The organism is Nonomuraea fuscirosea (genome assembly GCF_035917475.1).
GTDB classification, from domain to species: Bacteria; Actinomycetota; Actinomycetes; order Streptosporangiales; family Streptosporangiaceae; genus Nonomuraea; species Nonomuraea fuscirosea.
In genome coordinates this window covers 121,912-135,715 of sequence record NZ_CP109074.1, presented here as the reverse complement: position 1 = coordinate 135,715, position 13,804 = coordinate 121,912, and the positions used below count along the sequence as shown (strand labels likewise).

The 13,804-nt window shown below is 71.9% G+C and carries 14 protein-coding genes; 4 read left to right on the top strand and 10 right to left on the bottom strand.

The annotated features are described in order from the left end of the window. Nucleotides 1–12 precede the first annotated feature (12 nt). Nucleotides 13–687, top strand: coding sequence for a response regulator transcription factor (locus OIE67_RS00635; RefSeq protein ID WP_326635601.1), 675 nt, complete (start codon nucleotides 13–15; stop codon nucleotides 685–687). Here the strand turns inward: OIE67_RS00635 and OIE67_RS00630 are convergent. After that, nucleotides 677–1,339 (bottom strand): DUF2306 domain-containing protein, encoded by a 663-nt coding sequence (locus tag OIE67_RS00630; protein WP_326635599.1) that lies wholly within the window; start codon nucleotides 1,337–1,339, stop codon nucleotides 677–679. The genes OIE67_RS00635 and OIE67_RS00630 overlap by 11 nt on opposite strands. Before the next feature lie 152 nt (nucleotides 1,340–1,491). Here OIE67_RS00630 and OIE67_RS00625 point away from each other — a divergent pair, with 152 nt between their 5' ends. Together OIE67_RS00625 and sppA are read left to right on the top strand one after the other, a co-directional pair. Further along, nucleotides 1,492–2,475: an NAD(P)-dependent alcohol dehydrogenase gene (locus OIE67_RS00625; protein ID WP_326635597.1), complete on the top strand. Its 984-nt coding sequence runs from the start codon at nucleotides 1,492–1,494 to the stop codon at nucleotides 2,473–2,475. Between the two features lie 91 nt (nucleotides 2,476–2,566). Then, nucleotides 2,567–4,267, top strand: a complete 1,701-nt coding sequence (gene sppA, locus OIE67_RS00620; protein ID WP_326635595.1) for a signal peptide peptidase SppA — start codon at nucleotides 2,567–2,569, stop codon at nucleotides 4,265–4,267. A 23-nt stretch (nucleotides 4,268–4,290) separates the two neighbouring features. Here the strand turns inward: sppA and OIE67_RS00615 are convergent, their stop codons facing one another. The 5 genes from OIE67_RS00615 to OIE67_RS00595 form a co-directional block, all read right to left on the bottom strand. Continuing rightward, nucleotides 4,291–4,767, bottom strand: a complete 477-nt coding sequence (locus OIE67_RS00615; RefSeq protein WP_326635593.1) for a flavin reductase family protein — start codon at nucleotides 4,765–4,767, stop codon at nucleotides 4,291–4,293. 61 nt (nucleotides 4,768–4,828) lie between these two features. Next, a complete protein-coding gene (locus tag OIE67_RS00610) occupies nucleotides 4,829–5,758 on the bottom strand; it encodes an ABC transporter substrate-binding protein (protein WP_326635590.1) in 930 nt (309 codons plus the stop codon). Between the two features lie 38 nt (nucleotides 5,759–5,796). Next, on the bottom strand, nucleotides 5,797–6,489 hold the full coding sequence (locus OIE67_RS00605) for an ABC transporter permease (RefSeq protein ID WP_106249459.1): 693 nt from the start codon (nucleotides 6,487–6,489) through the stop codon (nucleotides 5,797–5,799). After that, a complete protein-coding gene (locus tag OIE67_RS00600) occupies nucleotides 6,486–7,166 on the bottom strand; it encodes an ABC transporter permease (RefSeq protein WP_326635587.1) in 681 nt (226 codons plus the stop codon). The genes OIE67_RS00605 and OIE67_RS00600 overlap by 4 nt, the downstream gene beginning before the upstream one ends. Next, complete coding sequence (locus OIE67_RS00595; RefSeq protein WP_326635585.1) at nucleotides 7,159–8,226, bottom strand: ABC transporter ATP-binding protein; 1,068 nt, start codon at nucleotides 8,224–8,226, stop codon at nucleotides 7,159–7,161. Before OIE67_RS00595 ends, OIE67_RS00600 begins: the two co-directional genes overlap by 8 nt. A gap of 302 nt (nucleotides 8,227–8,528) precedes the next feature. Here OIE67_RS00595 and OIE67_RS00590 point away from each other — a divergent pair, with 302 nt between their 5' ends. Beyond that, nucleotides 8,529–10,295: an RNA polymerase sigma factor gene (locus OIE67_RS00590; RefSeq protein WP_326635582.1), complete on the top strand. Its 1,767-nt coding sequence runs from the start codon at nucleotides 8,529–8,531 to the stop codon at nucleotides 10,293–10,295. A gap of 33 nt (nucleotides 10,296–10,328) precedes the next feature. Here OIE67_RS00590 and OIE67_RS00585 read toward each other — a convergent pair whose 3' ends face one another. From OIE67_RS00585 to OIE67_RS00570, 4 genes are all read right to left on the bottom strand, one after another. Further along, nucleotides 10,329–11,207 (bottom strand): sigma-70 family RNA polymerase sigma factor, encoded by an 879-nt coding sequence (locus tag OIE67_RS00585; RefSeq protein ID WP_326635581.1) that lies wholly within the window; start codon nucleotides 11,205–11,207, stop codon nucleotides 10,329–10,331. 95 nt (nucleotides 11,208–11,302) lie between these two features. Beyond that, complete coding sequence (locus OIE67_RS00580; RefSeq protein WP_106249464.1) at nucleotides 11,303–12,466, bottom strand: lipid-transfer protein; 1,164 nt, start codon at nucleotides 12,464–12,466, stop codon at nucleotides 11,303–11,305. Continuing rightward, entirely contained in the window at nucleotides 12,466–12,849 is a 384-nt protein-coding gene (locus OIE67_RS00575; protein WP_326635575.1) for a MaoC family dehydratase, read from the bottom strand. Before OIE67_RS00575 ends, OIE67_RS00580 begins: the two co-directional genes overlap by 1 nt. After that, complete coding sequence (locus tag OIE67_RS00570; protein ID WP_326635573.1) at nucleotides 12,846–13,787, bottom strand: bifunctional MaoC family dehydratase N-terminal/OB-fold nucleic acid binding domain-containing protein; 942 nt, start codon at nucleotides 13,785–13,787, stop codon at nucleotides 12,846–12,848. The genes OIE67_RS00575 and OIE67_RS00570 overlap by 4 nt, the downstream gene beginning before the upstream one ends. Between the last annotated feature and the right edge of the window lie 17 nt (nucleotides 13,788–13,804).

Sequence of the window (13,804 nt, the reverse complement as noted above, 5' to 3'; positions counted from 1 at the left end):
CCCGAGGACATCATGAGCGACCCCACCGACGCTCCCATCCGGGTGATCGTCGCCGACGACCAGGAGATCGCCCGCACCGGGCTGAGGATGATCCTGGACGCCCAGCCGGACATCGAGGTCGTCGCCGAGGCGGGCGACGGCCGCCGGGCCATCGAGCTGGCCAGGCGGTTACGGCCGGACGTGTGCCTGTTCGACATCCGCATGCCCCGCTGCGACGGCATCGAGGCCACCCGCACCCTGGCCGGGCCCGACGTGACCGACCCCATGGCCGTCGTCGTCATCACCACGTTCGACCTGGACGAGTACGTCTACGCGGCGCTCAAGGCGGGCGCCCGCGGGTTCCTGCTCAAGGACGCGGGCCCCGACCTGCTCGGCCAGGCGATCCGCGCCGCCGCCAGGGGTGACGCGCTGATCGCCCCGAGCATCACCGCCCGGCTGCTGTCGGCCTTCGCCGGTTCCGCTCCCTCAGGGCGGCGGGTGCAGCCGATCGAGCCGCTCACCGACCGGGAGGAGCAGATCCTGGTGACCGTGGCGCGCGGGCGGACCAACAGCGAGATCGCCGACGAGCTGCACATCTCGCTGAGCACGGTCAAGAGCCACGTCGCGAGCCTGATGACCAAGCTGGGAGTGCGCAACCGGGTCGAGATCGCCATGTGGGCGTACGAGACCGACCGCGTCAAGGGCTGACCGGAGCCCGCCTGGACCCGGTCCGGCGGCGGATGATCCACTCGGCCACCGCCAGGTTGAGCACCCAGCTCCCCCCGAGGAGCAGCGCCCTGGTGACCTCGCCGGACGGGCCGGCGAAGGCCAGCCACAGGCCCTGGGTCAGCGCCTGTGTGCCGGCGCCGAGGCCGATCGCGTACGCGCGGGCCATCCAGGCGCGGTGACGGCGCACGTCCCGCCGGCGGATGGCACGAAGACCGAGCACGAGAGCGGCCGCCATGGCCGAGCCGAACAGCAGCCGGAACCCGGCGAGCAGCCCTTCGTCCTCCGGCGGCACCTCGGAGAACAGCGTCATCCACAACCCCGACAGCGCCGCCGCCAGCCCGGCCACCACCAGCAGCCGTCCCGCCGCGCGGTGCCAGCCGGGCCTGCGCGCCCTGAACCGGGGGGCGAACTGGAAGGCGCCGAGCACGGTGTAGAGGGTGACAGCCACGATGTGCACGGTCACGGGGGCGGGAAAGGTGAGGAAGCGGGCGTTGGCCGGGGTGATCGCGGCGCCGCTCACGATCTCGTTCATGCGGACGGCGCCGGCCAGCACGGGGACGACGCTGAGCGTGATGAGCCCCGTGGGGACGAGCCATCCGGCTCTCCGGCGCCTGCCGTCGTGGTTCTGCATGCCTCGATGGTGACCGCCGGACCCGCCCCGGTTCATCGGCCCCGAGACCCCTTCCGAATGGGCCGATCAGCCGGTGGGGAGCTCGTACTTTCGGCTGTTCCGCCCGCCCGAGCCCGGCGCACACACTGAGGGCCCCGACGGAAGGAAACATCATGAAAGCGTTCGTTCTCCGCTCGTACGGCTCCCCCGACGTCCTCCGGCTCACCGACGTCGACACCCCCGTCCCCGGCCCGAGCGAGGTGCTGATCCGGATCCGCGCCACCTCGGTGCAGCCCTGGGACTGGCACGGCATGCGCGGCGAGCCGTACGTCGCCCGCGTCATGCCCGGCGGCCTCGGGCTGCGGCCGAAGCTGAGCATCCTCGGCGCGGACGTGGCCGGGGTGGTGGAGGCGGTCGGCGCGCAGGTCACCGAGTACGTTCCCGGCGACGAGGTGTTCGCCATGCCCGAGGGCGGCGGGTTCGCCGAATACGTCTCCATTCCCGAGCACAAGGTGGCGCCCAAGCCGCGGAACCTGTCGTTCGAGCAGGCGGCGGCGGTGCCCCTGGCCGCCTGCACGGCCCTGCTCGCCGTCCGCGACGACGCCAAGGTCGGGCCGGGCCACCGGGTCCTGGTCAACGGCGCCTCGGGAGGCGTGGGCACGTTCGCGGTGCAGCTGGCCAAGGCTTATGGGGCGCACGTCACCGGCGTGTGCAGCACCCGTCACGTGGACCTGGTCAGGTCGATCGGGGCGGACGAGGTGATCGACTACACCAAGGAGGACTTCACCCGGATGGGACCGCCGTACGACGCGATCCTCTACGTGGCGGGCAATCGGTCGTTCGCGGAGTGCCGGCGGGTGCTCAGGCGCAAGGGCGTCTGCGTCATGCTCGGCGCGGCGGCGGGCCGGTGGGTGCAGCCGGCCGGACGCATGTTCACGATGGTCGCCGCGTCGATGTTCGCCTCCCAGAAGGCGGTGGTGACCCAGGTGATCGGCAGCGCCGAGAACCGGCGCAACCTGACCGAGCTGACCGAGCTGATCGAGAGCGGGCAGGTCACGCCGGTCGTCGATCGCACCTACGCGTTCGCGGACACCGTGGCGGCGCTCAGGTACCAGGAGGAGGGGCATGCCTCGGGCAAGGTCGTCATCACGATGTGACGAGGGGCGGGCGGGGGACCTCCCGCCCGCCGATCGACCTCGGTCCGGCGGGCTGAGCCCATTTCGAATCTCGTCGCTTAGGGTGGCTCGTATGGACGCAGGCAAGGCGATCTTCGAAACCGTCGACAAGCTTCGCCAGCGGCGCACGGCCCCGCTGGTGCTGGAGCTCGACCTCACAGAGGGCCTCACGGAAGGCCCGCCGGCGGATCCGCTCGCCGCGCTGCTGTCCATGCGCAAACCCCGGCTGGCCGACGTCCTGTCGGGCCTGCGCCGGGCCAGGCAGGACCCGCGCGTCAAGGCGCTCGTCGTCAAGATCGGCGGCAACCCGATGGGGCTGGCCATGATGCAGGAGCTGCGCCAGGCCGTGATCCACTTCCGTGCCTCGGGCAAGCTGACCGTCGCCTTCGGCGAGACGTTCGGCGAGTTCGGCGGCGGCACCGTCCCCTACTACCTGGCCAGCGCCTTCGAGCGCCTCTACCTGCAGCCCAGCGGCGACGTCGGGCTGACCGGGGTGGCCGTGGAGCAGCGCTTCGTCAAGGGCGCGCTGGGCAAACTGGGCATCGGCTACGAGGTCGGCCAGCGGCACGAGTACAAGACAGCCGCCAACACCTTCACCCAGGACCGCATGACCGAGCCGCACCGCGAGTCCATGGGCCGCATCGTGGAGTCGATCACCGAGAGCCTCGTCGCGGGCATCGCCGACAGCCGCCGGCTCGACCCGGGCAAGGTGCGCGAGCTGATCGACCGCGGCCCGTTCACGGCCACCGAGGCGCACGAGGCCGGGCTGGTCGACGGGCTGGCCTACCGGGACGAGGTCTACGACGAGGTCAAGCGGGCCGCGGGCGAGGAGGCGCACCTGCTCTACGTCTCCCGCTACGCCCGTGGCGCGGCCGTGCGCAAGCTGCCCAACCCGACGGCCGACGGGATCGCGCTCGTGCATGCCACCGGCATGATCAGGACCGGCCGCAGCGGGCGCAGCCCGCTCGGCGGAGGCGGGGCGATGGGCTCCGACACGATCAGCGCCGCGCTGCGCGCCGCCAGGCGCGACGAGCACGTCAAGGCCGTGGTGTTCCGGGTCGACAGCCCCGGCGGCTCCTACGTGGCCAGCGACACGGTCTGGCGCGAGGTCACGCTGCTGCGCGAGGTCAAGCCGGTCATCGTGTCGATGGGCGACCTGGCGGCCTCCGGCGGCTACTTCATCTCGATGGCCGCCGACGTGATCATCGCCCAGCCGGGCACGCTGACCGGCTCGATCGGCGTGTACGGCGGCAAGCCCGTCCTGTCGGAGCTGCTGGAGAAGCTGGGCGTCACCTCGGAGATGGTGGCGGAGGGCGCCAACGCCGGCATGTTCTCCACCACGCGCGGCTTCTCCACCGAGCAGTGGGAGCGGATCAACGCCTGGCTCGACCGCATCTATGACGACTTCACCGGCAAGGTGGCCACCAGCCGCAACCTGAGCCGCGAGCGCACCCACGAGCTGGCCAGGGGCCGGGTGTGGACCGGCGCCGACGCGCGGGCCAACGGCCTGGTCGACGAGCTGGGCGGGCTGGAGGACGCGCTGGTCCTGGCGCGCAAGCGGGCCGGGCTGGCCGACGACGCCCCGGTGCGCTCCTACCCCAGGCTCAACGTGGTCGAGCGGCTGCGCGGGCCCGAGTCCAGCGAGGACAAGTCGGCCGCGCTGGCGCGGATCCGGCTGGACGCCTGGGGGCCGCTGGCCCGGCTCTCGGCCGAGCTGGGCCTGCCCGCCGCGGGCGGCCCGCTGCTCCTGCCGTCCTGGTACGTCATCCGCTGAGCCCGCGACCAGACCCCGAGCGGTCAGGTGGTCGAGCGGTACCGGCCGCGTACACGTACCAGCGGCTGCAGCGACGGGTCGACGTAGGCGACGTCCAGGACCGCGGCGACGAAGAGCGTGTGATCGCCGGCCGGGACCACCCTGGTGGTCTCGGCCTCGATCGCGGCCACCCCGCCCTCGATCACCAGCGCCTCCGTGCGCTCCCCCCGATGGTGCGGCGTGCCGGCCACGAGCAGGCGGGCGCTGGGGCGTCCGGCGGTGGCGAAGCGGCTGGCCACGGCCGCCTGCCCCGACGACAGCAGGGAGGCGGCCCAGCGGTCCTGCCGGAGCAGGACCTCGGTGAGGTAGCCGGCCGAGGCCAGGCTGACCAGCACCAGCGGCGGCTCCAGCGAGACCGACATCAGCGCCGTCACCGTGGTGCCGATGTCGTCGCGCCCGTCGCGCGCGGTCACGACCGCCACCCCGGCGGCGAGCTGCGCCATCGCCTCGGTGAAGATCATCGGACGGAGTCCCGCGCCGGGGCGTGGGAGCCCGTTCGGGCCCCCACGCGTGCGAGCGGAGTCAGCCCAGGCCGTTGGAGGTCAGCCATTCCTTGGCCACGGTCGCGGGCTCGTCCTTGTTGACGGAGATCTTCTGCATCATCTCCAGCAGGGACTCGGTCGTCAGCTTGGCCGAGATGCCGTTCAGGGTCGTCCTGATCGTGTCGTCGGCGGAGGCCTTGTGCAGCAGCGGGGTCACGTTCTGGGCGGCGAAGATGTTCTTGGTGTCCTGGAGCGGGACCAGGTCGTTCGCCGTCATCTTGGGGTCGGTGGTGAAGATGTTGCCGACCTGGATGGAGCCGTCCTTGAGCGCGTCGGCCGTGGTCGGCCCCGTGGGCTTCCACTCCTTGAACTCCAGGCCGTACACGTCCTTGAACCTGGCCTCCCACCGCTTCTTGAACTCGGGCGGAGCGCCGACGATCATGTCCTTCGAGACCTTGGCCAGGTCCTCGATGGTGTTCAGCGACTGCTTGGTCTGGGTGTCCTTGGTGACCGAGAGGCTGTCCTTGTCCTCGGCGGGCGAGGAGTCGAGCACCTCCAGCTCGGCCGGGAGCTTCAACTTCAGCGCCGTGTTCACCTCGTCGGTGGTCACGGAGGTGTCCTTCTGGTCCACGAAGGCGAGCAGGTTGCCGTTGTACTCCGGCACGACGGTCAGGCCGCCGCCCTTGACCTGGTCGTAGACGACCTCGCGGCTGCCGATGCGCGGCTTCTCCTCCACCTGCACGCCCTTGGCCTCCAGCGCCTGGGCGTAGATGGAGGCCAGCAGCACGCTCTCGTCGAAGTCGAAGGAGCCGATGACGGCCTTACCTCCAGCGCCCGAAGCCGAGCCGGTGGGGGCCGCGCTCGTCGTGTCGAGCGGGTTGCCCCCGGTGCCGCTGCTGCCGCCACCACAGGCGGACAGAGCGAGCATCGCCGAGAGGAGGACCCCCGCGATGCCGTACTTGCGTCTCATGTTGCATTTCCCTTCTAAGCGGGAGGTAATACGGGAGATTATCGGACCTTCGACCGCTGGCTCACCCCCGGTGAGACCGCCACCCTCTGCGCGAGCGCGAACAATACCTGCACCACCAGTGCGAACAGCACAATCAGTACTGAACCCCCGACGACGCTCGCGTAATCCTTGGTCGCGAAACCGTCGATGACATACCGGCCGAGACCGCCCAGCCCGGTGTAGGAGGCGACGGTGGTGGTGGCCACGACCTGGATGGCCGACAGGCGGCAGCCGAGCAGGATCAGCGGCAGCGCCACCGGGACCAGCACCCGGCCGAGGACCTGGCCGCCGCGCAGCCCCATCCCGTACGCGGCGTCGCGCAGCTCGGGATCGACGCCCTTGACGCCCTCGTAGGTGTTGACCAGGATCGGCGGCACCGACAGCAGCACCAGCGGAATGATCACCGGCCAGATCGAGGCCGTGCCCAGCAGCAGCACGAACATCACCAGCAGCCCCAGCGTGGGCAGCGCCCTGGCCAGGTTCGCGGAGATGACCACGAGCACCTCGCCCCGGCCGGTGTGCCCGATCACCAGGCCCAGCGGGACGGCGATCAGCACGGCCAGCAGCAGGGCCAGGGCCGAGAACTCCAGGTGCTCCAGCAGCCGCGCGGGGATGCCACCGGAGCCGGCCCAGTTGTCGCCGTTGCCGAAGAACTCCACCAGCCAGGCGAAGAAGGAGGTCAGCCAGTTCATGACGCCGTTCCCTTCCTGGCCCGTACCCAGGGTGTGAGCAGCCGCTGGGCCAGGACCAGCAGCCCGTCCGCGACCAGCGCCAGCACCACGATGAGCACGATGCCGACGATCACCGGCGGCATGAACGGGTTCTGGTAGGCCCGGGTGAACAGCCCGCCGAGCCCGCCCTGCCCGATCAGCGCCCCCACGCTGACCAGGCTGATGCTGGAGACCGCGACCACCCGCATCCCGGCCAGCACCACCGGCACGGCGATCGGCAGCTCCACCTGCAGCAGCCGGCGCAGAGGCGTGAAGCCCATCGCGACGGCCGACTGGCGGACGTGGTCGGGCACCGAGTTCAGCCCGTCCACCACGGCGGGGATCAGCACCGCCATGCCGTAGAAGGTCAGCGGGATGATCACCGTGGTCTGCGAGAGCCCGGTGACCGAGATCAGCAGCATGAAGACGGGCAGCGACGGGAGCGCGTACACGACGTTCATGAAGCCCGAGGTGGGCTGGTAGAGCCAGCGCCAGCGCACGCAGGCCAGGCCCAGCGGCAGCGCCAGGACGAGCGCGAGCACGATCGGCACGAGGGACATCGTGAGGTGGTCGGTCAGCAGATTGCTGATGCTGTCGACCCGCCCCGTGTCCCAGTTGCGCCCGATCCACTCCCAGATGGAAGGAGGGCCGTCACCCATCTGCGGCCTCCGCCAGCGCCGCGTCCAGGGCCTCCCTGGTGGCCACGCCGACGACCTTGCCGTCACCGTCCACGGCGACGGCGCAGCCGGACGGCGACAGCAGCGCGGCGTCGAGGGCCGCGCGCATGCTGTCACGGCCGTGCACGTAGGTGCCGTACGGCTCCAGCCCGGCCGGGCGCGCGCCGGAGCGCCAGCCCACCGGCCGGCCGTCGCCGGTCACGACCAGCAGCCACGGCTCGGCCGCGCCGTCCCCCGAGTCCCCCGCGTCCTCCGTCACGGTCAGGTCCGTACGGAGCCGCAGCCCCTCGGTGGGGACGAACTGCAGCCGCCTGATCCCCCGGTCGTGCCCGAGGAACTCGCGGACGAAGTCGTCGGCCGGCTCGGACAGCAGCGTCTTGGGGTCGGCCAGCTGCGCCAGCTTGCCGCCCACCCGCAGCACCGCCACCCGGTCGCCGAGCTTGATGGCCTCGTCGATGTCGTGGGTGACGAAGACGATGGTCTTGTTCAGCTCGCTCTGCAGCCTGAGCAGCTCGTCCTGCAGGCTCGTGCGCACGATGGGGTCGACCGCGCTGAACGGCTCGTCCATGAGCAGCACGGGCGGGTCGGCGGCCAGCGCCCTGGCCACGCCCACGCGCTGCTGCTGGCCGCCCGAGAGCTGGAACGGGTAGCGGCCGGCGAAGGCCGGGTCGAGCCCGACCCGCTCCAGCAGCTCCATGGCCCGCGCGCGGGCCTTCTTGCGGTCCCAGCCGAGCAGGTAGGGGACGGTGGCGACGTTGTCGACGATCTTCCGGTGGGGGAAGAGACCGGCCTGCTGGATGACGTAGCCGATGCCGCGCCGCAGCGTCGGCGGGTCGATGCTCTGGACCGGCTCGCCGTCGAGGAGGATCCGGCCCTCGGAGGCGTCGATCATGCGGTTGATCATTCGCAGCGACGTGGTCTTGCCGCAGCCGGACGGGCCGACGAACACGGTGATCTCGCCGGTGGGCGCCTCAAGGCTGAGGTGGTCCACGGCGACCGTTCCGTCCGGATAGCGTTTGGTGACAGAGTCGAATGTGATCACGCGCGAACTCTCGCTTCGGGCTTCGGTGGCAGGGCCGCAGCCCCCCTGCCACGACCGCCGCATGATCTCTTGACCCCACACCCTACGGCGACATCCAGGCCTCTGTCCTCCCGGGTATTCCTTAAACGCTTCACATGGGGCTGCCAATGACCTGGGATATTCACACTAAATCCGGATCTGGTAGTGCGCCGGACCACGAGGGTTGGCATGATTACCCTGACCATTCCTGACGCATCAGTCCACAAGACGCTGACGCGACCCCTCACCCCCCAGAGTCCGCACACTGCAAGAGGACCGACCCCGTGTCTCAGCCGCTCACCGATCAGCGCCAGCGCGCCGAGTTGATCGCAGAGCTCTACGACCTCTATGCCGCCGGGCTGTTCGCGTACTGCGCGGACCAGCTCGGCGACCTCGGCTCTGCATCCGACGTCCTGGTCACCGTACTCACCAGCGTCCCGGCCACCGTGCCTCCCCGCGCCGCCATCTACGCCTTCGCCCGCCGCGAGATCCACCGGCGCGACATCACCTACTCCCCGCCCGCCGTCGATCCGCTCATCGACCCGGCCACCGCGCTCGTCGAGCGCTCCCTGCGCGAGCTGCGCCCCCACCACCGCGAGGTGCTCGTCCTGTGCGCCGTGTGCGGGCTGAGCAAGTCCGAGCTGGCCTGGGTGCTGAACGTGGCCCCCGACACCGCGGAAGAGCTGGCCGTGGGCGCGGGACACCGGTTCAGGCGGGCGCTCGGAGCGGCGCTCGCCTCCGCCGGGGCCCGCCTGCCCAAGCCGGTGGCCGACGTCTTCGGCGCGCTCAAGGTCGCGCCGCTGAACGACGTGCTCGGCCGGCTCCCCTGGCCGCAGCCGCCCGGCGCGGTGCGCATCCACTTCGCCGGCTCCCGTACGGCGGCGCCGGGCCCCATGTTCGTCAAGCCCCGCTGGCCCAGCCCGCCCGTCTGGCCGCAGCCGCTGGCCGAGGCGGACCCGGCGACCAGCACGGTGATCTTCCCGCAGGAACTGCTGACGCCTCCCGGCTCGGCGCAGGTCTCCCCGCTGGAGGAGACCACGACCCCGATGCCCAAGCTCGGCCGGCGCACACCGCCCAGCGACATGACGCTGCGCGACCCGCTGGGCTCCACCCGGCCCTTCAGGGACGTGCTGGACTCGCCCGGCATGTTCGGCGACGCGCTGTCCGGAAACCGGCCGTCGGCGCCCGGCCCGGGGGCCGCTGAGCCGGAGCGGCCGTTCTTCATGGCGCCGCCGGAGGCGTCGGCGGCCGATCCGTTCGTGACCGGGGACGTGATCCTGCCGAAGGACGCGCCCGATCCGTACATGACCGGCGACGTCCTCGTGCACCGGGGGCCCGAGCGGGTCGCGCCCCAGCCGGAGGAGTTCCGGCAGCCGCCGACGCCGCTGTTCCAGCGGACCTCACCGCCCGACGAGGCGGCGCCGCTGTTCCAGCCACGCGCGAAGCCCGCCACCGGCGCTACCGCCGAGCCCGCCCGCCGGCCTTTCGCCGGACCCGCCACCGGACCCGACGCCCGGTCTTTCGCCGGACCCGCCGCCGGACCCGACGTCCGGCCTTCCGCCGGGCGCGCCGGTTGGCCCGCCGACGTGCTCGACGACGGGCCCGCTCAGGGGTTCCTCCGTGGACCCGCCGCCAAGCCCGCCACCAGATCCGCCGCCGCACCCGCCGACGGGGCCGCGGCCCGATCCGCCGGCGCGCCCGCTTTCAGGCCCGTCGCCAAGCCCGTCGCGAAGCCGGCCACCCGGCCTGCCGCACAGCCCGGTGGCAAGCCCGGTGCCAAGCCCGCGGAGGAGCCCGTCTACCGGCTGCCCGGCCGGCGCGACGAGCCGCGGCGCGACACCCCCATGCGGCCCGAGTCGGTGCTGGCGCCGCGCCCGGTGCGGGCCCGTCCCGTCCCCAAGCGGCGGCCCGACAACGGCCGCCCGCCGAAGATGGTCCGCCGCAAGAAGGATCACCACTACGACTGGATCTGGGAGGCCGTCGGCTTCCTGCTCTGCGTCGCCATCGCGATGATCGTCTTCTTCTCCATGCCGATCTTCACCGGCCCCTGACCCCCTCGCGGGGGCCGGGGGCCCGGCTAAGGGTCACGTCAGGGCGGCCACGTCGAGATGGGCCACCCGGGCCGGGTCGGCCAGGATGTCGACGGAGCGGATCCGGCCGTCCACGACCGTCAGCGCTCCGACGGTGAACGCCCTCCCGTTCCTGGCCAGCAGCACGCCCGCGGCGCCGTTCACCAGCACGGGGAACGCGTAGTCGTACATCTTGCGGAACATGACCGCCTGCTCGGCCACGGTGATCGCGCCGCGCAGCTCGTTCCACGGCATGACCGGCCCGGAGTCGACGCGCAGCTCCACGTCGGGATGCAGCACCGCCACGAGCGCCTCGAAGTCGCCGTCCCGCGCCGCCGCCAGGAACGCCTCCACCGCCGCCCGCTGCCGCGACAGGTCCGGGTCCGGCCGCTCGCCGGCGGCCCCGCGCACGCGGCGGCGGGCCCGGCTGGCCAGCTGCCGGGTGGCGGCGGAGGTGCGGCCGATGACGGCGGCGATCTCGTCGAAGGGCACCGCGAACATGTCGTGCAGCACGAACGCCAGCCGCTCGGTCGGCTCCAGCCGCTGCAGCACGACGAGCAGCGCGAACCCCACCGAGTCGGCCAGCAGCGCCTCCTGCTCGGGGTCCGTGCCGTCGGCCCGGCTCACCACGGGATCGGGCAGGCGCTCCTCCAGCGGCTCCTCGCGGCGGGTCTCGCGGGAGCGCAGCATGTTGAGGCAGACGCGGGCCACGACCGTGGTGAGCCAGCCGCCCAGGTTCACGACGTCGCCGGTGTCGGCCCGGTTGAGCCTGAGCCACGCCTCCTGGACGGCGTCGTCGGCCTCGCTCACCGAGCCGAGCATCCGGTACGCGACGGCCCGCAACCGGCCGCGATGCGCCTCGAAGACGGCGGTCAGGGATTCGTTGTCGTGCATCTGTCACATTCCTCGGGGTGGGTCTCATCACTGTGACCCGTGAAACCGGGCCGATGTGACATCGGCGCACCCGGGATCTCCCGCGCTCCCGGTGCTCAGTCGGACGACAGGATCAGGCCGCTCGTCGGGACGCCGGTCCCGGCCGTCACGAGGACGTTCGTGACGTTCTGCAGCTGGTTGGCGGCGGTTCCTCTGATCTGGCGCACGGCCTCGGCGATGCCGTTCATGCCGTGGATGTACGCCTCCCCGAGCTGCCCTCCGTGCGGGTTGACCGGCAGGCGGCCGTCCAGCTCGATGCCGCCGTCCCGGACGAAGCCCGGCGCCTCGCCGCGCCCGCAGAAGCCGAGCTCCTCCAGCTGGGTCAGCACGAACGGGGTGAAGTGGTCGTACAGGATGGCGGTGCGGATGTCGGCGGGCGACAGCCCCGACGTCTCCCATAGGCGGCGGCCGACCACCGACATCTCCGGCAATCCGCTCATGTCATCGCGGTAGTAGCTGGTCATCATCATCTGCCCCGCGCCCGCCCCCTGCGCCGCGGCCGTGATCACGGCCGGAGACCTGCGCAGGTCGCGGGCGCGTTCGGTCGAGGTCACGACCAGCGCCACCGCCCCGTCGCTCTCCTGGCAGCAGTCGAGCAGGTGCAGCGGCTCCGCGATCCAGCGCGACTCCTGGTGCTCGGCCAGCGTGATGGGCCGCCCGTGGAACCAGGCCGCGGGATTGGTGGCGGCGTGCCTGCGCATGGCCACGGCGACCCGGCCGAAGTCCTCGGAGGTGGCGTCGTGGACGTGCATGTAGCGGCGGGCGAACATGGCCACCCAGGCGGCCGGGGTCATCAGCCCGTACGGCACGTGCCAGCTCATCTCCAGCCCCTGCGAGGTCGGCTGGCCGGTCAGCCCGGCGTTCGGCTGGCCGAAGCGGCGGCCCGAGCGCTCGTTGAAGGCCCGGTAGCAGACCACCGTCTCCGCCATGCCGGTGGCCACGGCCATGGCCGCGTGCGCGACGGTGCCGCAGGCCGCGCCGCCGCCGTACTCGACCCGGGAGAAGAAGGTCAGGTCGCCGATCCCCGTCTCCCTGGCCACGGCGATCTCCTGGTTGGCGTCCTGGGTGTAGGTGACCAGGCCGTCCACGTCGCCGGGCGACAGGCCCGCGTCGTCGAGCGCGGCGAGCACGGCCTCCGCGGCGAGCCGCAGCTCCGTCCGTCCTGACTCCTTGCTGAACTCGGTGGCGCCGATGCCCGCGATGGCGGTGCTTGCCCGCACTACGACTCCTCGGGGGTGAAGGTGACGGTCGCGGTGGCGTGGTCGCCGAGGCTCACCCTGCCGCGCACCTCGACCGTGAGCCGGTCGTCCGCGCCCGCCACGACCGTCCCGGTGAAGGTGAGCCGGTCACCCGCGTACGCGGGGACGCCGAGCTTGACGTCGATGCTCCTGATGACGGCCCGGGGGCCCGCCCAGTCGGTGACGTAACGCTCGACCAGCCCCATGGTGGTCAGGATGTTGAGGAAGATGTCCTTCGAGCCCTGGGCGCGGGCGAGCGCCGTGTCGTGGTGCACGGGCGTGAAGTCCCTGGTGGCCAGGGCGGTGGAGATGACCACGGTGGGCGTGAGCTCGATCGACAGCTCGGGCAGCGCGGCGCCGATCATGATTCCTCCGGCGCCCACACGGGCAGGACGAGCCGGTCGTCCATCGCACGGTACGTCACTTTCAGCCGCATCCCGATCTCCACTTCCGCGATGGGGCAGTCCACGACGTTGCCCACGATCCGTACGCCCTCCGGCAGCTCCACCACGCCCACCACGAACGGCGTCGCGCGTCCCGGCACGGGCGGATGGTGGTGCACGACGTAGCTGTAGAGGGTTCCCGCGCCGCTCGCGACCGTGTGCGAGCGGTTGGCCGAGCGGCAGCGCGGGCACATCGGGCCGGGCGGGTGGCGCAGCTCGCCGCAGTCGGCGCAGCACTGGATGCGCAGTTCCTCCTGCTTTGCACCCTCCCAGAAGAACGCCGTGTCCTGGTTGACGACGGGCTGGAGCGGATAGGGGGGCAGCCTTTCCGGCTCGGGTGCTCTGGGGCGGAACTTGAGTACGCGGAACATCATCTCGGCCACCGGTTCGTCGCCGTCGCCGTACCAGGTGACGTTCCAGGTGGCGAAGAAGCCGACGCCGAGCGCGGTGCGCTTCGGGCCGGCCAGGCCGGTGAGGCGGGTGGCCGGGGTCAGCAGCTCCCCGACGCGGGCGTAGCGGTGGTAGGTCTGCTCGCAGTTCGTCGCCACCACGCCCGTGTAGCCGCTGCCGTTGAGCGCGGCCAGCAGGTCGTCCACCGGCGAGCGGTTCTGCCCGGCGGCCTGCATGGTCCACACCTGGGCCATCGCGGGCGGGGCGAGGCCCTGGTCGAGGTAGGCCGGGTTCGTGTCGCCCATGGCGGTCAGCCAGTGCCTGATCATGGGGACGTTCACCGGGTCCGGGGCGGGCGCGCCGCGCATCTCGCCCAGCGCCACCTGCTTGCCCGCCAGCTCGTGCAGCTCCTCGTCCGTCATCGGACCGGTCGTCTGGCCGGTCGTCTGGCCGGTCGTCTGGCCGGTCACAGGGCTGGTCGCTGAGC

Bases quoted from the DNA above. Each gene is read 5' to 3' on its own strand.
- OIE67_RS00585 (WP_326635581.1), bottom strand. From the start codon at position 11,207: ATGCACGACAACGAATCCCTGACCGCCGTCTTCGAGGCGCATCGCGGC.
- OIE67_RS00605 (WP_106249459.1), bottom strand. From the start codon at position 6,489: ATGAACTGGCTGACCTCCTTCTTCGCCTGGCTGGTGGAGTTCTTCGGC.
- OIE67_RS00615 (WP_326635593.1), bottom strand. From the start codon at position 4,767: ATGATCTTCACCGAGGCGATGGCGCAGCTCGCCGCCGGGGTGGCGGTC.
- OIE67_RS00575 (WP_326635575.1), bottom strand. From the start codon at position 12,849: ATGATCGGCGCCGCGCTGCCCGAGCTGTCGATCGAGCTCACGCCCACC.
- sppA (WP_326635595.1), top strand. From the start codon at position 2,567: ATGGACGCAGGCAAGGCGATCTTCGAAACCGTCGACAAGCTTCGCCAG.
- OIE67_RS00600 (WP_326635587.1), bottom strand. From the start codon at position 7,166: ATGGGTGACGGCCCTCCTTCCATCTGGGAGTGGATCGGGCGCAACTGG.
- OIE67_RS00625 (WP_326635597.1), top strand. From the start codon at position 1,492: ATGAAAGCGTTCGTTCTCCGCTCGTACGGCTCCCCCGACGTCCTCCGG.
- OIE67_RS00630 (WP_326635599.1), bottom strand. From the start codon at position 1,339: ATGCAGAACCACGACGGCAGGCGCCGGAGAGCCGGATGGCTCGTCCCC.
- OIE67_RS00635 (WP_326635601.1), top strand. From the start codon at position 13: ATGAGCGACCCCACCGACGCTCCCATCCGGGTGATCGTCGCCGACGAC.
- OIE67_RS00610 (WP_326635590.1), bottom strand. From the start codon at position 5,758: ATGAGACGCAAGTACGGCATCGCGGGGGTCCTCCTCTCGGCGATGCTC.